The following is a 22,352-nucleotide window of genomic DNA, read 5'->3' on the forward strand; positions in this document are numbered from 1 at the left end:
GGTCTATGCTGACTGATACTTTTTTGTGTTTAAAGAGTCTGAAAATATAGACATTTTATTTCTGATGTTTTATAGTAGTTAATACAATAACTACTATTAGGAGGGCTTATGGAAGAGAAAGCAATTGCCGAATTGCAAAAACATGGATTTTCAAAATACGAGTGTAAGGCTTACATCGGTTTATTGAAATCACCTGCCATCACTGGTTATGAATTAAGTAAGCGTTCCGGTGTTCCTCGTTCTATGATTTATGAGGTATTAGGAAAATTGCTTGATAAAGGAGCGATTCAAACGGTGCCTTCTGATCCAATTGTCTATAAACCTGTTGAGCCGAAGTTGTTGCTTGCTCGTCTGAAAGAAGAGATGGATGCATCATTAGAGGTGCTAGAATCGTCTCTTACCACGTTAGAAAGTGATCAAAAGATAGATGTTGTAACGAGAATTGTTCAGTATGAACATATTGTTCAAGAAATGCTTTCAATGATTCGAGAGGCAAACAAAGAACTTTGGTTATCAATTTGGTCTCCTATTGTGAAGGACATTGAAAAAGCTGTTCGTAAGAAAGAAGGATCAATCCCTATTTTTACAGTTTTATTTGGAGCTGAAGATAAAACGCTAGGAAACACGTATCATCATAACTATATGGCACCGGACATTGTTAGTAAACGGATGGGTGGGTATTTGACGATTCTCGTTCGAGATGAAGAAGAAGCGTTAATTGCTAAGTTTAGCGATAGAGGTTCAGAGTGGGCTGTGAAGTCAACTGATCCTGCACTCGTTCTAATTGCTACCGAATACATCCGCCATGACATTATGGTAGAAGAAATTACAACTGCATTCGGTCCTGAAAAGTTAGATGAGCTATGGAAGAAAAGGGAAGATTTAATTCATGTTATGACAGGAAAAAACAGCTTCGTATAGAGCTGTTTTTTCGCACAAAACAATAGTCGTTATAACTATGACTACTTTAGGGGGAGTTACATGTATGCGAAATTAAAATTTGTCGCTTCTATGGCTATCTTTGGTTCTATCGGTCTATTTTCGATTAAAACAGGTCTCCCATCGATTGAATTGGTATTTGTACGATGTCTCTGTGCAAGCGTTTTGTTAGGGGGAATATGGTTTTTTCACACATTCACAATGAAACAGGAAAACTTTACGCCACGCCGCGAGTACGGACTTGCCTTACTATGTGGATTGTTTCTTATTATAAACTGGGTCTTCTTCTTTCGTTCTATTGAAGTTATGCCCATTACTGTCGCGATATCGATTTATCATTTAGCACCTGTGATTGTGCTTCTTTTAGGTTCTGTGATCTTTAAAGAAAAAATAACTGGAACAGGATTGTTCTTTTTCTTTGTTTGCTTCGTCGGTACATTGTTAGTTGGAGGGATTCATCAACATACAACCGTTTCCGAATTTTTATCCACAGGTGTACTATGGGCATTTGCTGCAGCATTTTTCTATGCGCTTACTTCCATCACAGGAAAGGGAATTCAACTACTTAGCCCGTTGTTAACAACCGTGATTCAAACGAGCCTCGGTGTTATCATATTGATTCCATTTGTGGATTGGTCAAAATTTATGCATCTTACTGCTGAAAATTGGTTTTATATCCTTGTGACAGGATTTATTCATACCGGATTTGTGTTTTATTTGTTCTTTAGTAGTTTAAGAGAATTAAAGGCTCAAACAATTGCGATTTTGGTCTTTGTGGATCCGATTGTCGCAATTTTACTAGATGTTACGATTTTGCATTACCGCCCTGATTTGTATCAACTTCTTGGCATTTTTCTTGTATTTGCAGGAATGAGTTATTCTCCGAAAAAAGAGCGACAATTAGCAAAAGCTTAAACTGTATATATGTAAAATATGTTCAGAGTTTGTTTTAATGAATTTTGGTTAAAACAAGCTCTTTTTTCGTTAAAGCGAATCGTAGTTGTCTCTATTTGTCGAAAGATTCACCCGTAAATTGTTCTGAAAATTGTTATAATAATCCCCAAGTTATCTTGTTTTTAATAGGAAGATAGCAAAAAAATGAAAGCGTTTTAATAAATAGGGGGGAAGATATCGTGTATATGACCATTGGGGGACTACTAGAATTAACGACTGGAAGTTATCCGAATAAGGAAGCGATTATTGAGCCTGAAAAACAGATTCGTTGGACGTATGCAGAATGGAACGAGCAGGTAAACAAACTTGCCCATGCACTTCAACAAAGCGGGATTCGAAAGGGTGATTGCGTTTCGACATTTCTTTTTAATGGTAGCGCGCTAGCGACAACGTGTTTTGCTTGTGCCAAAATAGGAGCTATATTTAATCCCATCAATTTTCGATTAAAACCACAAGAACTTACCTATATATTAGAAGATGCTTCTCCTAAAATCGTACTTTTTGAACAGCAAATATCCTCTCAAGTACAAAGCATTCATACACAATTTCCTCACATTCAGTTTTGGTACATCAATCAAAATGAACCATCATTTTCTGTTTCTTATGAAGAAAAAGTAGCAAATGCTACGCCGCATTTTGAAAAAGTAGAAGTCAATGAAGATGACATTTGTTCCATTATGTATACGAGTGGAACGACAGGGCAGCCAAAAGGTGTGCTTCATCGCCATAGGGAGATCATTGATCAAAGTTTGATGGGCGTTGCTTATTTACATTACACGGAAAATAGCCGCGGCCTTGTAACAGCGCCGATGTTTCACTGTGCAGAGCTTCATTGTTGTTTTATTCCGAGAGTGCATAGTGGTGCGACAAATATCATTCTTCATCATTTTGATGCAAAGCTTGTCTTGGAGACGATTCAAAATGAAAAGGTGACGGTTATGTTTGCTGCACCGACAATGTGGAATATGCTGCTGCAGGAAGATTTATCACAGTATGATTTATCATCGCTTCAATACGGCTTATACGGAGCGGCTTCGATGGCACCTGCGCTTGTAAAAGCTTGCGATGAGAAGTTGAACGTTTCGTTAGTACAAGCTTATGGCATGACAGAGATGGGACCGGCTGTTACATTTTTACGGGAGCATGAGCAGCTTTCAAAAGTTGGATCGGCAGGAAAGGCTGGATATAATCATGAAATTCGCGTTGTTCGCCCAAACGATGATGGACCATCTGAGCCGGATGATGTGTTACCTCCATATGAAATTGGAGAAATCATTATGAGAGGTCCATGTGTGATGGCGGGTTATCACAACAAGCAAGAAGCGACGAAAAAGGCTTTATATAAAGATTGGTACCACTCTGGAGATTTAGGTTATGTAGATAGAGATGGGTATTTATACGTGGCCGATCGTGTTGATGATATGGTCGTGAGCGGCGGAGAAAATATTTATCCGCGCGAGGTAGAGGACTTTTTGTACACGCATGAAGGTGTGTTAGATGTTGCGGTATTGGGGGAGAAGGATGACCTGTGGGGGCAACGCGTTGTTGCGTACGTTGTTTCGAAGGATGGGTCGCTCACAGAAGAAATGTTGGATGAATATTGTAAACAAAGCGATAAACTAGCTGATTATAAACGCCCGCGCCGGTATGTATTTACGGAGCAGCTGCCGAGAAATGCGAGCGGGAAAATTCAAAAGTTTATTTTACGTAATCAAGGGACAGAGGTGAAAAAAATACGATGAAGCATGCCTATTTAGAGGAGGAGCATCACATTTTCCGTGATGCCTTCCGAAAATTTTTAGAAAAGGAAGCGTATCCGCACTATAACCGGTGGGAGAAAGACGGTATCATTCCGCGGTCTTTCTGGAGAAAGGTGGGGGAGAACGGTTTTCTTTGTCCGGTGGTAGAAGAGAAGTACGGCGGAGCTGAAGCTAATTTCGGATACTCTGTAGTAATTAATGAAGAACTAGAAAAGGTTGGTTCTAGTTTAGTGGGAATTGGTTTACATAATGATATTGTCGTTCCGTATTTGACGGCATATGGAACAGAAGAGCAAAAGAAACGATGGCTTCCAAAGTGTGTGAGCGGAGAATATATTACTGCCATTGCGATGACAGAGCCGGGAGCAGGCTCTGATTTAGCAGCTATCCGTACAACGGCGCGAAAAGAAGGAGATCATTATGTTGTGAATGGTGAAAAAATATTCATTACAAACGGGATTCATGCAGATTTAGTCGTTGTTGTTTGCAAGACAGATACAACTGTAAAGCCGGCGCATAAAGGGATTAGTTTACTCGTTTTAGAAAGAGGAATGGAAGGATTCAAGAGAGGGAGAAAACTAGAAAAGGTTGGATTGTATAGTCAAGATACAGCGGAACTTATTTTTGAAGATGTGAAAGTTCCTGCTTCTAATTTGTTAGGGGAAGAAGGAAAGGGTTTCTATTATTTAATGAACAAATTACAGCAAGAACGCCTCATTGTCGCAATTGCGGCCATAACAGCGGCTGAAGTAATGCTTCGTTTAACAAAGGACTATGTAAAAGAACGAAAGGCATTCGGGAAAAGTATTAGTGATTTTCAAACTGTCCAATTCAGGGTTGCTGAAATGTATACAGAAATTGAAATTGGCCGCACGTTTGTGAATGAATGTATTGCAGCACATATGCAAGGAGAAAACATTGTAACGAAAGTGTCGATGGCCAAGTGGTGGGTAACAGACCTTGCGAAGAAAGTAGCAGCAGAAAGTATGCAGCTACACGGCGGATATGGCTATATGGAAGAATACGAGATTGCAAGGAGATACAGAGATATTCCCGTAAGCGCCATTTATGCGGGGACAAATGAAATTATGAAAAATATTATTGCAAAAAGTATGGGGTTGTAATGAAAGGAGAGGGAAATGATGATTCAAAATATTGCGGTGATCGGTGCTGGGATTATGGGAAGTGGTATTGTTCAGTCATTAGCGATGGGCGGAAAATGCGTGAAAATGTATGATGTGTCAGAAGAAAGTATACAAAAAGCATACAAGGGGATTACAACAAGCCTAGCACGTTTCGTGAAAGCTGGGCGGATGAGTGAAAAAGAGAAAGAGCAAGTTCTTGCGAATATTGTGTCTACTATAACACTAGAAGAAGCATGTGAAGATGTAGAGCTTATTATTGAAGCTGCTCCAGAAAATTTACAGTTAAAAAAAGAGATTTTTAAACAGCTAGATAGCTATGCTTCCGAGTCGACTATTCTTGCGACAAATACATCTGAATTAAGTGTGACGGCGATTGCAAGTGCGACAAATCGCACAGAAAAGGTGTTAGGAATGCATTGGTTTAATCCAGCACCTGTGATGAAACTGATTGAAATTGTGAGAGGAGTTGACACAACAGAAACGACGATACAAGCGGTGAAAGAGTTAGCAGAAGAGATTGGCAAAGAAACCGTTGTTGTGAAAGATATGCAAGGGTTTGTCACTTCGAGAGCGATTGCGGCTCATTTGTTAGAGTGCATGCGTATGTATGAAGAAGGGATAGGCAGTAAAGAAGAAATTGATAAAGCGATTAAATTAGGCCTGAACTATCCGATGGGGCCATTTGAGTTAGCGGATTATGTTGGGTTAGATACGATGTTATTTGCAAGTCAAGGTTTAAATGAAGCGTTTGGTGATAGATTCCGCGCTCCGCAAACGCTTGTGAAACTTGTAGAGGCAGGACATCTTGGAAGGAAAACAGGAAAAGGTTTCTATAATTATGAAAAAGGGAAAGTAGGAGAGAGAATATGAACAGAGAAGTTGTAATTGTTGAAGCGGTACGTACACCAGTTGGAAAAAGAAACGGTGCGTTTCGTGAACTCCATCCAGTACAATTTGCTGCAGTTGCGATGGATGAAGTGATGAAGCGTGCCAATATAGAAAAAGGAATGGTAGAAGATATTGTCATGGGGTGTGTGACACAAGTTGCTGAGCAAGGCTTTAATATTGGTAGACTTGCTGCTTTAGAAGCGAATTTTCCGATTAATGTTCCTGCTGTAACGATTAACCGTCTATGCGGTTCGGGACAACAAGCAATCCATTTTGCAGCGCAAGAAATTAAATCTGGTGATATGGATATTACCATTGCCGCTGGTGTTGAGCATATGACGAAAGTGCCAATTTTAAGCGATGGCAATGCAAATACAATTCCGAGTAGTCTTCATGCAAAATATGAATTTGTACATCAAGGTGTTTCAGTAGAAATGATTGCTGAAAAATATGGAATTACAAGAGAGCAGCTAGATAGCTACGCTTATGAAAGTCATCAACGTGCACTACAGGCGATAGAAGCAGGGTACTTTAAACGTGAAATTGTCCCAGTGAATGGGATAGATAAAGAAGGCAATGCAATACTCGTTACAAACGATGAAGGACCAAGAGCAGACACTTCTCTTGAAGCATTAGCAAATTTAAAGACTGTATTTAAAGAGAATGGATTAATTACAGCAGGAAATGCAAGTCAAATTAGTGATGGAGCAGCGGCCATTTTGTTAATGGATAGTGAAAAGGCGAAAGAGTTAGGGCTTCAAGCACGGGCAAGGATTGTGAATCAAGTTGTAGTTGGTTCAGATCCGACAATAATGCTAGACGGCGTCATTCCAGCAACAAAAAAAGTACTGCAAAAAGCAAATTTAACAATTCATGATATGGACGTAGTCGAAATTAACGAGGCATTTGCTTCTGTTGTTCTTGCGTGGCAAAAAGAACTAGAAGCAGATTTACATAAAGTAAATGTGAACGGCGGTGCGATTGCATTAGGACACCCGCTTGGAGCAACAGGTGTGAAATTGATGACATCCCTGCTTCATGAATTAGAAAGAAGAAACGGAAAATACGGCTTACTTACAATTTGTATCGGACATGGGATGTCAACGGCAACTATTATCGAAAGAATATAACAAAAGGTACAGAAACGATGTAAATCGTATACGAATTAGTAGACCAAATCACGATTTGATTTGGTCTTTTGAAATGATTGTGTAACGACTTAAACATACGAAATCGACAAGAAGACTATGGAAATATTCTTGTAAAGGAGCATTATATTGAAACATATATCATTAAAAACGATCGATAAGAGTAATTGGGAAGATGCGATTCAATTATCAGTGAATCAAGAGCAACAACCATTTATCGCTTCCAACTTGTATTCAATTGCAGAGGTGCAGTTTCTAGACAATTTCCATGCCAAAGGAATATATCTTGATAACGAAATCGTAGGCTTTACTATGTTTGGGATAGACTGCGACGATAATAATTATTGGATTTACAGACTGATGGTTGATAAAGGGTTCCAAGGAAGAGGAATAGGAGTACATGCTATAAAATTGGTTATTGAAGAAATAAGGAGAATGAATGATTTAAATATTCCACTTATTATGATAGGGTATCATCCAGAAAATCTTGCAGCAAAATTTGCTTACCAAAAGGCAGGTTTCATGGAAACGGAATTATCATCTTGGGGTGAGCAATTAGCGAAGTTCTGTTTATCCCCCACTGATTAAAGTTTCACTTTATGAAAAAGTCGGCTTATGTAGAGAGATAGAAATCAAAAAGCTTGGATGTACATGTAATCCAAGCTTTTTGATGCTAGAACGATTTAAAACCAAGCTGCATCTCGTATTAAGCAACTTTTACTTCTAAGATTGTACCTGTTTTTGCATCTACTAAAAATTCAAATCGTTCTTGTACATCGTGTAGTAATGTTGTAATACCACCGCGGTATACATCGTAAGTAACATCATATTTTTCAAACGTCTCGGGAACCATATGTACCCAAGAACCTGTAATTTCACCTTTATGACTTAATGCTTGCTTCACCATTTTTAATGCTTTTTCAGAAGAAATGTGGGATTGTTCTTGTACTTTATTTGCAACAACATATCCAGCTGCAAAACCTAAACCAACACCCGCTAGTAAGCTTTTCCAGTTCATACATTCACCTCTATCCTGTTAAAGTTTTCCCCATAAGTATAAATCAAATTACATAAAAAAAGAAGAAACTAGAAAGATTTCGAAAATTTCGTTACAATGAAAAGAGTAATTCTATTACTGGATTGAAGGAAGGATACCGCGATGAATAAAGAGACAATGGAACTATTTCGTACGTTAACAGAACTGCAAGGTGCTTCAGGATTTGAGCATGATGTGCGCCGTTTTATGAAGCAAGAACTAAGCAAATACTCAGATGAAATCGTACAAGATCGTTTAGGAAGTATCTTCGGTTTGAAAAAGGGTGACGAAAATGGCCCGCGCGTTCTTGTAGCTGGTCATATGGATGAAGTAGGCTTTATGGTAACGCAAATTACGAGAAACGGAATGGTTCGTTTTCAAACATTAGGCGGTTGGTGGAGCCAAGTATTGCTAGCACAGCGTGTACAAATTATGACAGACAACGGCCCGATTATCGGTGTAGTAGGTTCTGTTCCTCCGCACTTATTAAGTGATGAACAACGTAACAGACCAATGGATATAAAAAACATGTTAATTGATATCGGTGCAGATAGTCGTGAGGAAGCCCATGAAATTGGTGTGAAACCAGGCCAACAAATTGTACCAATTTGTCCGTTTACACCGATGGCAAATCCAAAGAAAATAATGGCGAAAGCTTGGGATAATCGTTATGGCTGCGGTCTTGCGATTGAGCTATTGAAAGAATTAAAAGATGAAAAACTGCCAAATACACTATATTCTGGTGCAACAGTGCAAGAAGAAGTCGGCCTTCGCGGTGCGCAAACAGCTGCGAATATGATCGAGCCTGATATTTTTTATGCGTTAGATGCAGGCCCAGCAAACGATGCATCAGGAGATAAAACGCAGTTTGGTCAAATTGGAAAAGGTGCTGTCCTTCGCTTGTATGATCGCTCTATGATAACACACCGCGGCATTCGCGAATTTATTTTAGATACAGCAGAAACGCATAACATTCCGTATCAATATTTCGTATCACAAGGTGGTACAGATGCAGGACGCGTACATACAAGTAACTCTGGAGTACCATCTGCGGTGATTGGCGTATGTGCTCGTTACATTCATACGCATGCTTCGATTTTACATATCGATGATTATGCGGCAGCGAAAGAATTGCTGATTCAGTTAGTAAAAGCGACAGATAAAACTACATTTGAAACAATTAAAGAAAATGTTTAATAAGGAAAGGCCAAGTGTGGCCTTTTCTTTTTGAATTTTGAGGTGAAAATATGAAAGTGGCAGTTGGATCAAAAAATAAAGTGAAAATAAATGCGGTCAGGCAAGTGCTTACAGAAGCAGAAATTGTTTCATTGTCTGTCCCGTCTCATGTGTCTGCGCAACCATTTTCAGATGAAGAAACATTGCAGGGGGCAAGTAACCGAGCAAAACTAGCATTAGCAGAAGGAAAAGCGGATATTGGAATTGGTTTAGAAGGTGGCGTGATGCATACAGACCATGGTTTGTTTATGTGCAACTGGGGTGCTTTAGCAACGAAAGAAGGCAAGCTATTTACAGCAGGCGGAGCACGTATGAAACTGCCAGATGAGTTTATTCAGCCTCTTGAAGAAGGAAAAGAATTAAGCGAAGTGATGGAAGACTATACGAAGCAACGTGACATTCGCAGCAATGAAGGAGCAATTGGTATTTTTACAAACAATTATGTTGATCGGACGGACTTGTTTGTGCATGTTATGAAGCTATTAGTTGGACAATATATGTATGACAGAAGCAAAGCATAAACCTTGCACCGTATCGCATGTATGGTAGTATATAAATACAAATTAAAAACCCTCTTTTTTAGGTGGCCGAGAGCATCTGACCATGCATAGAAGCGGTCAGATCCATTTTCTGCCACATGCAAGGGTTAAAACAAAGGTAGAAAGCAAGTAGCGGGCATGTTTTAATCTACATGGAAGCAACTTAATTAGTAAATACATACTTCTTTTTAGGGAGGAATTATAGATGAAAGCATTAGAAAGTATGGAGCAATTTCAAGAATTAAAAAACGAAGAGAAAGTGATCTTTTTATTCTCAGCAGATTGGTGTCCAGATTGCCGCTTTATCGATCCATTTATGCCAGAAGTAGAAGAAAAATATAGCGAGTTCTCTTTCTATTATGTAGACCGCGATGAATATATTGATTTATGCATCAAATTAGACGTATTTGGTATTCCAAGCTTTGTCGCTTACAATAAGGGAGAAGAAATTGGCCGTTACGTAAACAAAGATCGTAAAACACAAGAGCAAATTGAAGAGTTCATTGAAGGTTTAAAATAAACTGAAGCTGAAAACAACCTCTATCTTCATATGTGGGGGTTGTTTTTTTCGGAAGGGAGGTAAACGATATGAAAATGACGAGTAAGAAGATGAAAGACGAATTGATGAAGCGTCTTGCACGAGCAGAGTGGAGCTTTCAGTACGATAGTGAAAAGGAAACACTTCGCATTGAACAAATAAATACGAAAAAGGGAATTACCATTTCTCTTCCAGGTATTGTAGCGAAGTGGGAGGTACAGAAAGAGAAGGCAATTGAAGAAGTTGTCTATTATGTAGAAGAAGCTCTCGTTGCGATGCATAAAGAAGTAACAAGTACTGCGAAAATTTTGCCTGTAATCCGTTCCACTTCTTTTCCGAAAGAAGCAGAAAAAGGAAATCCGTTTGTCATGACGGAACATACAGCAGAAACACGTATTTACTATGCATTAGATTCAGATAAAACATACCGGCTTATTGATCAGCGCTTGCTAAAGCAAATCGGGATGACAGAAGAACAGGTGCGTGAAATGGCATTGTTCAACGTGCGCTCTTTACGCACTGAATTTAAGCAAGATGAAGTTGCTGGAAATACATTTTATTTCTTAAATACAAATGACGGGTATGACGCGAGCCGTATTTTAAACGATTCATTATTACGAGAGATGTGTAACCAAATTTCTGGTGATATGGTTGTTGCAGTTCCGCACCAAGATGTATTAATTGTTGCTGATATCGTGAACAAAATCGGTTATGATATTATTGCACAAATGACAATGAAGTTTTTTGCAGAAGGTCATGTTCCGATTACATCACTTTCATTCGTATATGAAGATGGTAATTTCGAACCAATCTTTATTTTGGCGAAAAATCGGAACGAACGAAGTGAAAAAGAGAAAGGATGAACAAAGTGAACGTTTTTTATAACCTTGAAGGTATTGGGGATACATTAATTGTTGCCCTACAAGACATTACATTAGAAAACCGCACATTTGAACGTATTGGAGATGTAGCGCGCGTTTTCGATCGTGAAAGTAATGTAACAGCAGGATTCAACATTTTTAATGCTTCTTCTTATATGGAAATATCAGAAACAGGCAATCTTACATTAACGAAAGAGCTTGTTGAAAAGATCAATGAAATTTTAGCGAAGAACGATTTTACAGAAACAGTAGAAGCGGATCTTTCACCTAAATTTGTTGTTGGTTACGTAGCAGAAAAAGAAAAGCATCCAAATGCGGATAAATTAAACGTATGTAAAGTAGAAGTTGGTACAGAAACATTACAAATCGTATGTGGTGCTCCAAACGTTGACGCAGGTCAAAAAGTAGTAGTTGCGAAAATCGGTGCAGTAATGCCGAGCGGTATGTTAATCAAACCAGCAGAACTTCGCGGCATTCCATCTTCCGGTATGATTTGCTCAGCACGTGAATTAGAGCTTCCAGATGCTCCGCAAGAAAAAGGAATTCTTATACTTGAAGACAGCTACGAAGTTGGACAAGAGTTTAAATTCTAAATAAAAAAGAGCTGACCTCATAAGGTGCGTAGGTACCTTACGGAGTCAGTTCTTTTTTTTTGGTCCACCTATATATCGGCGATTCGACATAGGATAAAGCTCTACTAACCATCGGTGACGCTATTCTCACTGATGGTTAGTAGAGCCAATCGGGCTTTAACGGGCAGTTTTCTTCTTTGTGATTCCCCAGTCCTTACTGCCCGTTAATGCGGGATAAAACCCTTTGACGAGTTTGGATATGCTGATTACAACTACGATACACAAACATTCTATTTTCTCCCGTAAAATAATTGTATTTCTAAGTCATATTAGGTAAAATCTAGAAAAATATGAAAAGAGGTATATCGCATGATGCAGCATCCGAAAGTATACGAACTACTTCAACTCATTCAAACATCTCGTATTCATGATATTGAATTGCAATCGTTAGAAATTTATCTATTTCATAAACAAGAATTTGAAAGTGGGCAAGTTGGTTATCGGTATGATAAGAAAGGAAATTCATTAATAGGAGAAAGAGAAGGAAATTGGCAAGAAAGCTGGTTTGTGATTGGATATGATACGGACCTTGGTAATCCTGTTTTTGTAGATATACAGAATTTACATGTGTATATTGCAGAGCGAGGGATGAGCACTTGGAATCCTGCTTGTATTATGAATCATATAGATGAAATTATGGAGTACATAAGAAATTCTTTTCATAGATAGGGAGATAATATGAAGTACATAAAAAATATTTCTGTAATGATGATAGCTGCACTTTGTATGATGGGATGCACGAAGGAAGCGGCAAAAACATCACCTAAGCAAGAGGAAAAAGAGCCTTCTCGTGTAGAAAGTTCTGTACAAAACAATGAACCGAAAGCGGAGCAAGTGAAAGAAGAGCCAGCACCAGCACCTGTCAGGGAAAAAACAAAGTTTATTGTATGTATTGATCCAGGTCACCAACGAAAAGCGAATTTGGAATTAGAGCCAATTGGCCCAGGGGCAACAAAACAAAAATATAAAGTAACAGATGGAACAACAGGAGTTGTAACGAAAAAGCGAGAGTATGAACTAAATTTAGAAGCAGCTGTTCTATTAAAAGAGATGTTAGAAGCAAAAGGCATTGAAGTGGTTATGACAAGAACGACACATGATGTGAATATGAGTAATAAAGAACGAGCGGCAATTGCTAATGAGCATCATGCAAATTTGTTTTTACGAATTCATGCAGATGGTTCGGAAAGTACAGCAGAAAAGGGTTTTGCGGTGTTAACGCCGTCAAAAGAGAATGCTTTTACAAAAAACATTTATCAAGAGAGTTTAACCGCTTCTGAGTTTATTGTGAATAAAGTGAAGGAAAACAGTAGCGTACAAGTAAATGGGATTAAATTTCGTGATGATTTGTCTGGGTTTAACTGGGCTGAGGTACCAGGGGTTTTATTAGAACTAGGATTTATGTCAAATCCAGAAGAAGACAGAAAACTATCAGATGTGAATTATTTACGTTCTTTACTGCAAAGTGTAGCAGATAGTGTTGAGGGTTATCGGGTTAGTAAAAGGTAATTTTTTCTTGGCTCCATCCTAGATGGAGCCATTTTTATTTAATAATATTTTTTATTTTTCTGTAAATGAAATGAAAGCAATTTCATCTGCACTTTTTGCCGAATGCTGATACAATAAAGGGTGTTACTATTTAGTAGAAAGAGTGGTAAGCATGTTAGATTGGATGAAAAAGCTTTTTAAAAAAGAGGAAGAAAATGAAGCGACAGCATTAAAAACAATAGAAACATCTGCAGAGAAAAAGGTTACTTCTCAGATTCCTCGTGTAAAATACTACTCTGATAAACGAGAAGCTGACCTGCAAGCGTCTAAACCAAATTCGGGTAGTAATTTCCGTTTCCCGTTAATTCCTGATAATGGATTTGACGAAAGTACGCAAGAATCATCTCGTCTAGAAAAGCTCGCTATACAAGAAGGCCCGATTAGAGAACGGCGCCGATCAAGACGAGTAGAAGAAGTGCAAGAAATGACATATATAGAACCAAGTACTGAGAAGGTAAAACCTACTTCTAAAGTTGAAACTAATCGAAGACCGTTCCGCCCATCAGAAATGCTTTCACCCGTTTTTGGATACAATCGTCCACAATCAAGACAAAAAGAAAATGAAGAAAGTAAGCAACAACAACGAGAAGATATTGAAATATCAATGGAAGGAAAATCAGTTGTTGATGCGTGGTTAGAGAAGAATGGCTATATAAGTTCTGATTCATCACAAGATGAATTAACAGAAGTTGAATCTACCATTGTGAAAACGAATGGAGAGCAAACGGAAGATAGTAAATCGGTTGTGAATCTAGAGAAAAACGAAGCGGCGTTACATAGCCATGAGGAACAGCTAGATAAGTTTGAAGATGTTACTGAGCAAATTCATACATCTGAAAGTGAGGTACAAGAATCTAATGTTATAGAGACAAGATTTGAAATGACAGAAGAAGTAGAGGAATCTGTAGAGATAGAAGAGTCACTTGAAGAATCTGTTACGGAAGAAGTGATAAGTGAAGTAGCAGAAGAATCTGTTATGGAAGAAGTGATAAGTGAAGTAGCAGAAGAATCTGTTATGGAAGAAGTAATAAGTGAAGTAGCAGAAGAATCTGTTATGGAAGAAGTAATAGGTGAAGTAGCAGAAGAATCTGTTACGGAAGAAGTAATAAGTGAAGTGACAGAAGAATCTGTTACGGAAGAAGTAATAAGTGAAGTAGCAGAAGAATCTGTTACGGAAGAAGTAATAAGTGAAGTAGCAGAAGAATCTGTTACGGAAGAAGTAATAAGTGAAGTGACAGAAGAATCTGTTACGGAAGAAGTAATAAGTGAAGTAGCAGAAGAATCTGTTACGGAAGAAGTAATAAGTGAAGTAGCAGAAGAATCTGTTACGGAAGAAGTAATAAGTGAAGTAGCAGAAGAATCTGTTACGGAAGAAGTAATAAGTGAAGTAGCAGAAGAATCTGTTACGGAAGAAGTAATAAGTGAAGTAGCAGAAGAATCTGTTATGGAAGAAGTAATAAGTGAAGTGACAGAAGAATCTGTTATGGAAGAAATGACAGAAGAAGTAGAGGAATCTGTAGAGATAGAAGAGTCACTTGAAGAAGAACTTACCGAAGAAGTAATAAGCGAAGTAGCAGAATTTGTTACTACCGAAGAACATCTGAAGACAGGGGAATTTGCCGAGCTGGAAGAATCAACTGTAGAAGGTAAAGAGTTTGGGCTAGTGGTAGAAACATCTTCAATAATGGAAGACTCCGATATGCAAGAAGAAACTTCAATCGTAGAAGAATCTGTTATTCAAGAGGAAACACCTGTAGCAGAGGAATCTGTAGAAATAGAAGAATCATTTGAAGCTGAAGTATCCGAGGAAACAGAAGTAGTGGATGTATCACTAGACATAGAAGAATTGATTACCGCAGAGTTTGATGAAGTACCAAAAGCAGAAAGTTTCACGCAAGAACAAACGGAAAAATTTATTCAAGCTGATGAGCAAACACAGCAAGCTGTACAAAGCTTTGCCAATGTAATAATAGAAGAAACGCAAGCTAAGAAACAGCCAGAAGTGAAAGCGGAGCAAAAAGAAAAGGTGATTGAAGAGCCAAAACGTGAGAAGAAACGTTTCGTTCCGTTTAATGTAGTGATGTTGAAGCAAGATAAACAGATGTTAGAAGAAAAACGTCGTGTAGCAATGGCAACACAACCCGCTCATACAGGGCCTGAGCAAAAACAAAATATTGAGCCGCCAGTGCAAGAGGAAATGACGCACCGAGTTGTTGTAGAAACAGTGCAAGATGTTCGAAATGTTTTACAAGCGCCGCCAACATACGAATTTCCGCCATTAACACTTTTAAATATTCCAAATCACTCAGCGACAAATGACGCTGAGTGGTTAGAGGGACAAAAAGAGCTGTTAAATACGACATTCCATAATTTCCATATCGGTGCAAAGGTTGTGAATGTGACGCAAGGACCAGCTGTTACTCGTTTTGAAGTGCAGCCAGATCCTGGTGTGAAAGTAAATAAAATTACGAACTTAAGTGATGATATTAAACTGAACTTGGCGGCTCGTGATATTCGAATTGAAGCGCCAATTCCGGGTAAAAATGCGGTTGGAATTGAAGTACCAAATAAAGAAAGTAAAGCCGTATTCCTTCGAGAAATTTTACGAAGTCCAGTGTTTACGAAAAGTGAATCACCGCTTACAGTCGCACTTGGTCTTGATATTTCAGGAACACCGATTGTTACGGATATTCGAAAAATGCCGCACGGTTTAATTGCCGGATCGACAGGATCGGGAAAAAGTGTATGTATTAATGCAATTTTAACAAGTATTTTATATAAGGCGAAGCCGCATGAAGTAAAGCTGATGTTAATTGATCCGAAGATGGTGGAACTTGCACCATATAATTCTGTACCTCACCTTGTTGCACCGGTTATTACGGATGTAAAAGCAGCAACGGCAGCCTTAAAATGGGCAGTTGATGAAATGGAACGCCGTTATGAATTGTTTGCGCATGCAGGTGCTCGTGATCTATCACGTTATAATACAATTATGAATGAACAAGAAATTCCAGGAGAAACGTTGCCGTATATCGTCATTGTAATTGATGAGTTAGCTGATTTAATGATGGTTGCACCAGGTGATGTAGAGGAAGCGATTTGCCGCATTGCTCAAAAAGCAAGGGCTTGTGGAATTCATTTATTAGTAGCGACGCAGCGTCCATCTGTAGATGTAATTACAGGATTAATTAAATCAAATATTCCAACGCGAATTGCCTTTACAGTATCATCACAAGTAGACTCTCGTACAATCATTGATATTGGCGGAGCTGAGAAATTACTTGGACGCGGTGATATGTTATTTTTAGATAATGGAACGTCAAAACCGGTTCGTGTGCAAGGGGTATACGTTTCAGATGAGGAAATTGAAAAGTCTGTTGCGCATGCGAAACGTCAAATGAAGCCAAATTATTTATTCCAGCAAGAAGACTTATTGGCAAAAACGGAACAACAAGAATCTGAGGATGAGCTATTCTTTGAGGCGTGTCAATTTGTTGTGGAACAAGGAGGAGCGTCCACATCTTCTGTACAGAGAAGATTCCGTATTGGTTATAACCGTGCCGCGCGTCTTATTGAGGAAATGGAAGCGCAAGGGATTATTTCGGAAGCACGCGGAACAAAACCAAGAGATGTCCTTATTACAGAAGATGAATTTGCTGCGATGCAGGATATACATGTATAAGAAAAGGTTTTGCTGTATACTAAGAGAAAACGTTGGATAGTAAAGTAGGGAGTATAGCGACATGAAAGAAATCGAACTAAAATTACAAGGTGAAATAAAGCGACTGACAAATAAGACGTTCAAGTTTGATGAGCGCGTTGGTGAAGGATGGTTTTCAGCGGTTTATTTCTTAAAAACTCGTGATATTATTAAAGAATTTCGAGCGGAAAGCGTTGTGACAATGCAATTTTTCCAGAAAGAACACGCTGTATTATGTGGAACAGATGAAGTGCTTGCTTTATTACAAACATTTGCGGAGTACCCTGAAGAGCTTGAAATTCACACCTTAAAAGATGGGGATAAAGTAAGTCCGTTTGAAACGGTATTAACGATTCGCGGACCTTATGAGTATTTCGGCTATTTAGAAGGTGTTATTGATGGTATTTTAGGGCGCCGCACTTCTGTGGCAACAAATGTGTATAACGTTGTACAAGCTGCGCGCAGCGGTCAGAAAGAGAAGCCTGTTATTTTCATGGGCGACCGTGATGATCATTATACACAACAAGCAGGTGATGGTTATGCTGCTTATATCGGCGGTATGAGCGCACAAGCAACACATGCGATGAATGAATGGTGGGGCAGAAGCGGAATGGGAACAATGCCTCACGCTTTAATTCAAATGTTTAATGGTGATGTTGTAGAAGCGGCAAAAGCATATCATAAAAAGTTTCCAAAAGATGAGCTAGTCGTACTAATCGATTACAATAACGATGTCATTACAGATGCACTTCGTGTTGCTCGTGAGTTCGGATCAGAACTAAAAGGCGTACGTGTAGATACATCGCGCACGATGATTGATCAATACTTCATTCGTCATCCAGAAGTACTTGGCACATTTGATCCACGCGGTGTGAATCCATCTCTAATCTTTGCACTTCGTAAAGCATTAGATGACGAAGGATTCCAGCACGTGAATATCGTAGTAAGCGGCGGCTTTGATGAAAAACGTATTCGTGAGTTTGAATCACAAAATGTTCCTGTTGATATTTATGGTGTCGGCAGTAGCTTATTAAAAATGAACATTGGCTTCACAGGTGATAACGTAGAATTAAACGGAAAACCAGAAGCGAAAGCAGGACGTAAATATCGTCCAAATCCACGTTTAGAACGAGTTCAATTACAAGCAAGGGAAGACGCGGAATAAAGTGAAACTTCCATCGGTGGGGGAGCTTCATCCCTCACCGATGGTTAGCACGTCCAATCGGGCTTTTACGGGCAGTTATTCCCAAACAATTTTATTTGTTTCTCTCTGAATATTAAGTGAGGAATAGTTAGTTTTAAATAGTTGAATAAACGGAAAAACTGGTAGGGAATTGACCCTATCAGTTTTTCTGTTATCATAGTATAATGGATTGTTTTTTGCTATAATAGGTTTGTTATGGACTTATAAGGAAGCTTAGACGTGATTATAAGAAATTCGAGATGATTACCAAAATAAGAAGAAAATCATATACTGTCTTATAGATAGACCGTTGGAATAGTTCGAAATGTTGGAGGTTCTTTAAGATGACAGTTTACCATTTTGTAGGAATTAAAGGGACAGGGATGAGTGCTTTAGCGCAAATTTTACATGATATGAAGCATACTGTTCAAGGTTCTGATGTAGACAAACGTTTTTTTACGCAAACAGCGTTGGAAGAGCGTGGGATTTCTATCCTACCTTTTGATAAGAAGAATATTGAAGAAGGACAAGTGATTATTGCAGGAAATGCATTTCCAGATACGCATGAGGAAATTGAATATGCAAAAGAATTAAATTTACCTATTTATCGTTATCATCACTTTTTAGGTGATTTTATGAGCAAGTATACGAGCGTTGCTGTAACTGGTGCTCACGGAAAAACATCAACGACAGGTTTGTTATCTCACGTAATGCAAGGAGCGAGCCCTACATCTTGTTTAATTGGTGATGGAACAGGACTTGGAGTAGAGGATAGTAAGTATTTTGTATTTGAAGCGTGTGAATATCGCCGTCATTTCTTGTCGTATCATCCAGATTATGCAATTATGACAAATATCGATTTTGATCACCCAGATTACTTTGCAGACATTAATGATGTATTTAGTGCGTTCCAAGAGATGGCGCTGCAAGTGAAAAAAGGGATTATTGCGTGTGGTGATGATGAAGAACTTCAAAAGATTCAGGCGAAAGTACCAGTTATTTTCTATGGATTTGGCGAAGATAATGATTTCCAGGCACGTAACATTCAAAAACGAACAGATGGCACTGGATTTGATGTCTTTGTTCGTAATACGTATTATGGAACGTTCGAAATCACAGGTTACGGCAATCATAGCGTGCTAAATGCATTGGCGGTTATTGCCCTTTGTCATTATGAAAACATTGATGTCGAAGTTGTAAAACAGCAGTTAACAACATTTGGCGGCGTAAAGCGTCGTTTCAACGAAAAGGTAGTAGGTGAGCAAGTAATTATTGATGATTACGCACATCACCCAACGGAAATTACTGTGACAATTGAAGCAGCTCGTCAAAAACACCCAGAACGTGAAATCGTAGCAGTATTTCAGCCGCATACATTCTCGAGAACACAAAAATTCTTAGATGAATTTGCAGAAAGTTTACGTAAGGCAGATCAAGTATATTTATGTGATATTTTCGGTTCTGCGCGTGAAAATAGAGGAGAATTAACAATTCAAGACTTACAGCAACGCATTGATGGTGCAGAGCTAGTTACAGTTATGACGACAGAAGTATTAAAGAAACATAAAAACGGCGTACTTATTTTTATGGGCGCTGGTGATATTCAAAAGTTTGAAGCTGCTTATCTAAAGGAAGTTCAAGTAGCGGAGAAAAAGTAAGGAAATGAAAAGACGTGTAGAGATACGCGTCTTTTTTTGTTGTTGACCTAGAGTTAACTCTAGGTAGTAAGATAAAGTTGTGGAAGGTAAGGGGGAGATATGATGTATACAATTGGAAAAGTTGCAGAGTTAACAGGAATGAGCATTCATACACTTCGGTATTATGAGAAATTAGGATTAGTGCCGCCGCCAAAACGAAATAGCGGTATTCGTCAATATACAGATGGAGATGTGCAGTTTTTACAATTTCTATATTCCTTAAAACAAACGGGAATGTCATTAGAAGAAATTGCAGAGTTTGCAAGTGACGGTTGTATTTTAGAAGAAATTAAGCAAAGAAAAGAAGAAGTGCCTTCGAAAATAAAAAAGCGTATTTCCATTTTAAATGATCATTTAAAAAAGATAGAAGTCCAAAAGAAACAATTAGAACGAGTAATTCAACTTACAGAACAAAAACTAGAGATTTATCATGATTTTTTAGGAGAAAAGTACTGTGAGGGCGATGATGAAAAATAAAGTGTATTTAAAGTTGCTTGGATTTGCATTATTTACTGGTGGAACATTTAATGTTTCAAAATATGCAGTACAATATTTTTCAGTTGCTCACATTGCTGCGTGGCGTTTCGGCATAGCGGCGTTTTTTATGTTAAGTATTTTAGTTATCAGGAAAAATTTGAAGTTGGAAGAGTGTAAACAGAATATTGGTTACTACATGTTACTTGGGATAGTTGGTGTATTTGGGTTTAATTTCTGTTTCTTTTTAGGAATGAAAAGTACAGAGGCTATAAATGGCTCACTCATTATGGCTACGAACCCACTTGTTACGACAATATTAGCGAGGCTGATTTTACAAGAAAAAATAGTGAGAAGGCAAGTAATCGGAATGGCATTTGGATTTATTGGTGTAATACTTGTTATTACACAAGGGTCATTCTCTGTTATACAGAATTTATCTTTTTCCATAGGAGATTTGCTTATTTTATTGGGTAATGTTTGCTGGGGATTATATAGTGTATTAAGTAGAAAGCTTATTAAAAGTGGAAGTCCTATGCACACAACAACATATACAATGATTGTCGGAGCAATTGCTTTTCTTTGTGTTTCTCCTTTACAGAAAAATATAGTGCCTATTATGGATATTCCTCTATTCGCCTGGCTTTCCATCTTATTTATGGCTATTGGAACGAGTGTATTAGGCTATTTATGGTGGAATAACGGGGTGTCTCAAATTGGGGCTGCTAAAACATCTTTATTTTTTAACTTAGTTCCAGTTGTAACAATGATTGTTTCTTTCTTAAATGGTGTAAATATAACTTCGGCACAAGTATTAGGAATGACTTTAGTAATTAGTGGTGTTCTTCTTTCATCAGGACTCTTTACATTACGTGTTAAAAAAGTAGTATAAATTTGTAATTTTTATTAACAATTTACAAATCGAAGTGTTAGAATAATAAGAAAATAAAAAGGGGATTTAGAAATGTTTACACTCAGAGTCGATGAAGAAATCAAATTACAATTGTTGGAAAAAAATCATAAAAATGAGCTGTACGAATTAGTGGACAGCAACCGAGAACATTTACGAGAATGGCTTCCATGGGTCGATCGTACGAAAACAGCGGAAGCGTATAATGAGATCTTTCCAATGTGGCTGCATCAATTCGCAGATGGAAATGGTTTTGAAGCAGGTATACGCTATAAAGGAAAACTCGTTGGGATGGTTGGTATTCATCCGGTGAATTGGGCAAAGAAAGCGGCAAGTCTTGGTTACTATCTTGCAGAAGAAGCAAGCGGAAAAGGCATTATGACACGAAGCGTAGAATGTGTGCTTCGTTATGCTTTTGAAAATTTAAAGTTAAATAAAGTTGAAATACATTGCGGCGTAAGTAATCAAAAGAGCCGTGCCATTCCAGAACGCCTTGGTTTTCATTTAGATGGAGTGCTTCGTGATGGAGAATGGTTATATGATCATTTTCATGACACTGCGGTATATAGTATGTTAGCGAGAGAATGGAAAAAAAGAAGCGTATAGTAGGACGCTTCTTTTTTTCTAAATTTACTAACAATTAATGGTACAATATGGTTAAGAGGTGATGGGAATGGAATTTCACATAAAAAAGAATCCAATTATGATATTGCTTACTGTCATTATGCTGCTACTTGTCGTAATCTCTCCTATTATATCATTCACGCTGAATGAAAAGGGATGGCTAGCAGGACTTGTGGTAGGAATATTATTTCTAGCTGTCGAGATTATTTCTATTTCTGAAATATTTGTGTTTCAACATAAAATCGTTAATGATGAGCTCGTAACAGGGCATTGGTTAACCAAGAAGAAAATTCCGCTTGTAAGTATTCGAGCAATCCGGTTTGTTGGAAAAAGTAAGAGAAATTTAGAAATTACGTACGGCGATAATTTTGAAGTACATATGATTACAATGCCAAAAGAGAAAGAAAAATTTATGGAGTTGCTTTTGCAAGGAAGTCCTCATGTGAGAATAGAAAACTAAGTAAATAAATCCCTTAACCCCCTCTCTTTTAGGTGGGCGAGAACATCTGGGCATGTATGG

General features: G+C 38.2%; 22 protein-coding genes. 21 read left to right on the top strand and 1 reads right to left on the bottom strand.

Annotated features, from left to right (window positions below; all coding sequences use genetic code 11):
• The first annotated feature begins 108 nt into the window (after positions 1–108).
• From AB1280_RS22315 to AB1280_RS22345, 7 genes are all read left to right on the top strand, one after another.
• Entirely contained in the window at positions 109–921 is an 813-nt protein-coding gene (locus tag AB1280_RS22315) for a TrmB family transcriptional regulator (RefSeq protein WP_429757051.1), read from the top strand.
• Positions 922–981: 60 nt separating this feature from the next.
• Entirely contained in the window at positions 982–1,854 is an 873-nt protein-coding gene (locus AB1280_RS22320) for a DMT family transporter (RefSeq protein WP_272188473.1), read from the top strand.
• 218 nt (positions 1,855–2,072) lie between these two features.
• Positions 2,073–3,635: a fatty acid--CoA ligase gene (locus AB1280_RS22325; RefSeq protein WP_429757052.1), complete on the top strand. Its 1,563-nt coding sequence runs from the start codon at positions 2,073–2,075 to the stop codon at positions 3,633–3,635.
• Positions 3,632–4,777, top strand: a complete 1,146-nt coding sequence (locus AB1280_RS22330; protein WP_429757053.1) for an acyl-CoA dehydrogenase family protein — start codon at positions 3,632–3,634, stop codon at positions 4,775–4,777. The genes AB1280_RS22325 and AB1280_RS22330 overlap by 4 nt, the downstream gene beginning before the upstream one ends.
• Positions 4,778–4,795: 18 nt before the next feature.
• On the top strand, positions 4,796–5,668 hold the full coding sequence (locus tag AB1280_RS22335; RefSeq protein WP_429757396.1) for a 3-hydroxyacyl-CoA dehydrogenase family protein: 873 nt from the start codon (positions 4,796–4,798) through the stop codon (positions 5,666–5,668).
• A complete protein-coding gene (locus tag AB1280_RS22340; RefSeq protein WP_429757054.1) occupies positions 5,665–6,816 on the top strand; it encodes a thiolase family protein in 1,152 nt (383 codons plus the stop codon). Before AB1280_RS22335 ends, AB1280_RS22340 begins: the two co-directional genes overlap by 4 nt.
• 147 nt (positions 6,817–6,963) lie before the next feature.
• Positions 6,964–7,422 (top strand): GNAT family N-acetyltransferase, encoded by a 459-nt coding sequence (locus AB1280_RS22345; protein ID WP_429757055.1) that lies wholly within the window; start codon positions 6,964–6,966, stop codon positions 7,420–7,422.
• A 118-nt stretch (positions 7,423–7,540) separates the two neighbouring features.
• Here AB1280_RS22345 and AB1280_RS22350 read toward each other — a convergent pair whose 3' ends face one another.
• Positions 7,541–7,852: a PepSY domain-containing protein gene (locus tag AB1280_RS22350; RefSeq protein WP_090918891.1), complete on the bottom strand. Its 312-nt coding sequence runs from the start codon at positions 7,850–7,852 to the stop codon at positions 7,541–7,543.
• Positions 7,853–7,993: 141 nt separating this feature from the next.
• Here AB1280_RS22350 and AB1280_RS22355 point away from each other — a divergent pair, with 141 nt between their 5' ends.
• The 14 genes from AB1280_RS22355 to AB1280_RS22420 all read left to right on the top strand — a co-directional run bounded on the left by AB1280_RS22355 (position 7,994) and on the right by AB1280_RS22420 (position 22,292).
• Positions 7,994–9,067 (top strand): M42 family metallopeptidase, encoded by a 1,074-nt coding sequence (locus AB1280_RS22355; protein WP_429757056.1) that lies wholly within the window; start codon positions 7,994–7,996, stop codon positions 9,065–9,067.
• A 50-nt stretch (positions 9,068–9,117) separates the two neighbouring features.
• The gene (locus tag AB1280_RS22360) at positions 9,118–9,627 is read left to right on the top strand and encodes a DUF84 family protein (RefSeq protein WP_429757057.1); all 510 of its coding nucleotides are present in this window, start codon (positions 9,118–9,120) and stop codon (positions 9,625–9,627) included.
• Between the two features lie 223 nt (positions 9,628–9,850).
• Positions 9,851–10,165, top strand: coding sequence for a thioredoxin family protein (locus AB1280_RS22365; RefSeq protein WP_098918480.1), 315 nt, complete (start codon positions 9,851–9,853; stop codon positions 10,163–10,165).
• A 68-nt stretch (positions 10,166–10,233) separates the two neighbouring features.
• Positions 10,234–11,046: a DUF1444 domain-containing protein gene (locus AB1280_RS22370; protein WP_272188459.1), complete on the top strand. Its 813-nt coding sequence runs from the start codon at positions 10,234–10,236 to the stop codon at positions 11,044–11,046.
• Positions 11,043–11,657: a YtpR family tRNA-binding protein gene (gene ytpR, locus AB1280_RS22375; protein ID WP_272188457.1), complete on the top strand. Its 615-nt coding sequence runs from the start codon at positions 11,043–11,045 to the stop codon at positions 11,655–11,657. The genes AB1280_RS22370 and ytpR overlap by 4 nt, the downstream gene beginning before the upstream one ends.
• 348 nt (positions 11,658–12,005) lie before the next feature.
• Positions 12,006–12,365, top strand: a complete 360-nt coding sequence (locus tag AB1280_RS22380; protein WP_429757058.1) for a thiamine transporter — start codon at positions 12,006–12,008, stop codon at positions 12,363–12,365.
• A 9-nt stretch (positions 12,366–12,374) separates the two neighbouring features.
• Positions 12,375–13,205, top strand: a complete 831-nt coding sequence (locus AB1280_RS22385) for an N-acetylmuramoyl-L-alanine amidase family protein (protein WP_429757059.1) — start codon at positions 12,375–12,377, stop codon at positions 13,203–13,205.
• 151 nt (positions 13,206–13,356) lie between these two features.
• The gene (locus AB1280_RS22390) at positions 13,357–16,926 is read left to right on the top strand and encodes a DNA translocase FtsK (RefSeq protein WP_429757060.1); all 3,570 of its coding nucleotides are present in this window, start codon (positions 13,357–13,359) and stop codon (positions 16,924–16,926) included.
• 61 nt (positions 16,927–16,987) lie between these two features.
• Complete coding sequence (locus AB1280_RS22395) at positions 16,988–18,109, top strand: nicotinate phosphoribosyltransferase (protein WP_272188449.1); 1,122 nt, start codon at positions 16,988–16,990, stop codon at positions 18,107–18,109.
• Positions 18,110–18,471: 362 nt separating this feature from the next.
• Positions 18,472–19,785, top strand: a complete 1,314-nt coding sequence (gene murC / locus AB1280_RS22400; protein ID WP_272188447.1) for a UDP-N-acetylmuramate--L-alanine ligase — start codon at positions 18,472–18,474, stop codon at positions 19,783–19,785.
• Positions 19,786–19,887: 102 nt separating this feature from the next.
• Positions 19,888–20,301, top strand: a complete 414-nt coding sequence (locus AB1280_RS22405) for a MerR family transcriptional regulator (RefSeq protein WP_272188445.1) — start codon at positions 19,888–19,890, stop codon at positions 20,299–20,301.
• Positions 20,291–21,190, top strand: coding sequence for a DMT family transporter (locus AB1280_RS22410; RefSeq protein ID WP_429757397.1), 900 nt, complete (start codon positions 20,291–20,293; stop codon positions 21,188–21,190). Before AB1280_RS22405 ends, AB1280_RS22410 begins: the two co-directional genes overlap by 11 nt.
• Positions 21,191–21,262: 72 nt before the next feature.
• Positions 21,263–21,814 carry a GNAT family N-acetyltransferase gene (locus AB1280_RS22415; protein ID WP_429757061.1) on the top strand — a complete coding sequence of 184 codons (552 nt, stop codon included), beginning with the start codon at positions 21,263–21,265 and terminating at the stop codon, positions 21,812–21,814.
• Positions 21,815–21,881: 67 nt separating this feature from the next.
• Positions 21,882–22,292, top strand: coding sequence for a PH domain-containing protein (locus AB1280_RS22420; protein ID WP_429757062.1), 411 nt, complete (start codon positions 21,882–21,884; stop codon positions 22,290–22,292).
• The last annotated feature ends 60 nt before the right edge of the window (positions 22,293–22,352 follow it).

This window comes from Bacillus sp. S10(2024), from assembly GCF_050473865.1.
Taxonomy (GTDB): domain Bacteria; phylum Bacillota; class Bacilli; order Bacillales; family Bacillaceae_G; genus Bacillus_A.

What these genes read in the sequence shown, in the direction of transcription:
- murC (WP_272188447.1), top strand. Translation starts at nt 18,472, where the DNA reads ATGACAGTTTACCATTTTGTAGGAATTAAAGGGACAGGGATGAGTGCT.
- AB1280_RS22410 (WP_429757397.1), top strand. Translation starts at nt 20,291, where the DNA reads ATGAAAAATAAAGTGTATTTAAAGTTGCTTGGATTTGCATTATTTACT.
- AB1280_RS22350 (WP_090918891.1), bottom strand. Translation starts at nt 7,852, where the DNA reads ATGAACTGGAAAAGCTTACTAGCGGGTGTTGGTTTAGGTTTTGCAGCT.
- AB1280_RS22415 (WP_429757061.1), top strand. Translation starts at nt 21,263, where the DNA reads ATGTTTACACTCAGAGTCGATGAAGAAATCAAATTACAATTGTTGGAA.
- AB1280_RS22395 (WP_272188449.1), top strand. Translation starts at nt 16,988, where the DNA reads ATGAAAGAAATCGAACTAAAATTACAAGGTGAAATAAAGCGACTGACA.
- AB1280_RS22390 (WP_429757060.1), top strand. Translation starts at nt 13,357, where the DNA reads ATGTTAGATTGGATGAAAAAGCTTTTTAAAAAAGAGGAAGAAAATGAA.
- AB1280_RS22320 (WP_272188473.1), top strand. Translation starts at nt 982, where the DNA reads ATGTATGCGAAATTAAAATTTGTCGCTTCTATGGCTATCTTTGGTTCT.
- ytpR (WP_272188457.1), top strand. Translation starts at nt 11,043, where the DNA reads ATGAACAAAGTGAACGTTTTTTATAACCTTGAAGGTATTGGGGATACA.
- AB1280_RS22315 (WP_429757051.1), top strand. Translation starts at nt 109, where the DNA reads ATGGAAGAGAAAGCAATTGCCGAATTGCAAAAACATGGATTTTCAAAA.
- AB1280_RS22370 (WP_272188459.1), top strand. Translation starts at nt 10,234, where the DNA reads ATGAAAATGACGAGTAAGAAGATGAAAGACGAATTGATGAAGCGTCTT.
- AB1280_RS22380 (WP_429757058.1), top strand. Translation starts at nt 12,006, where the DNA reads ATGATGCAGCATCCGAAAGTATACGAACTACTTCAACTCATTCAAACA.
- AB1280_RS22420 (WP_429757062.1), top strand. Translation starts at nt 21,882, where the DNA reads ATGGAATTTCACATAAAAAAGAATCCAATTATGATATTGCTTACTGTC.
- AB1280_RS22405 (WP_272188445.1), top strand. Translation starts at nt 19,888, where the DNA reads ATGTATACAATTGGAAAAGTTGCAGAGTTAACAGGAATGAGCATTCAT.
- AB1280_RS22340 (WP_429757054.1), top strand. Translation starts at nt 5,665, where the DNA reads ATGAACAGAGAAGTTGTAATTGTTGAAGCGGTACGTACACCAGTTGGA.
- AB1280_RS22365 (WP_098918480.1), top strand. Translation starts at nt 9,851, where the DNA reads ATGAAAGCATTAGAAAGTATGGAGCAATTTCAAGAATTAAAAAACGAA.
- AB1280_RS22330 (WP_429757053.1), top strand. Translation starts at nt 3,632, where the DNA reads ATGAAGCATGCCTATTTAGAGGAGGAGCATCACATTTTCCGTGATGCC.
- AB1280_RS22360 (WP_429757057.1), top strand. Translation starts at nt 9,118, where the DNA reads ATGAAAGTGGCAGTTGGATCAAAAAATAAAGTGAAAATAAATGCGGTC.
- AB1280_RS22385 (WP_429757059.1), top strand. Translation starts at nt 12,375, where the DNA reads ATGAAGTACATAAAAAATATTTCTGTAATGATGATAGCTGCACTTTGT.
- AB1280_RS22335 (WP_429757396.1), top strand. Translation starts at nt 4,796, where the DNA reads ATGATTCAAAATATTGCGGTGATCGGTGCTGGGATTATGGGAAGTGGT.
- AB1280_RS22355 (WP_429757056.1), top strand. Translation starts at nt 7,994, where the DNA reads ATGAATAAAGAGACAATGGAACTATTTCGTACGTTAACAGAACTGCAA.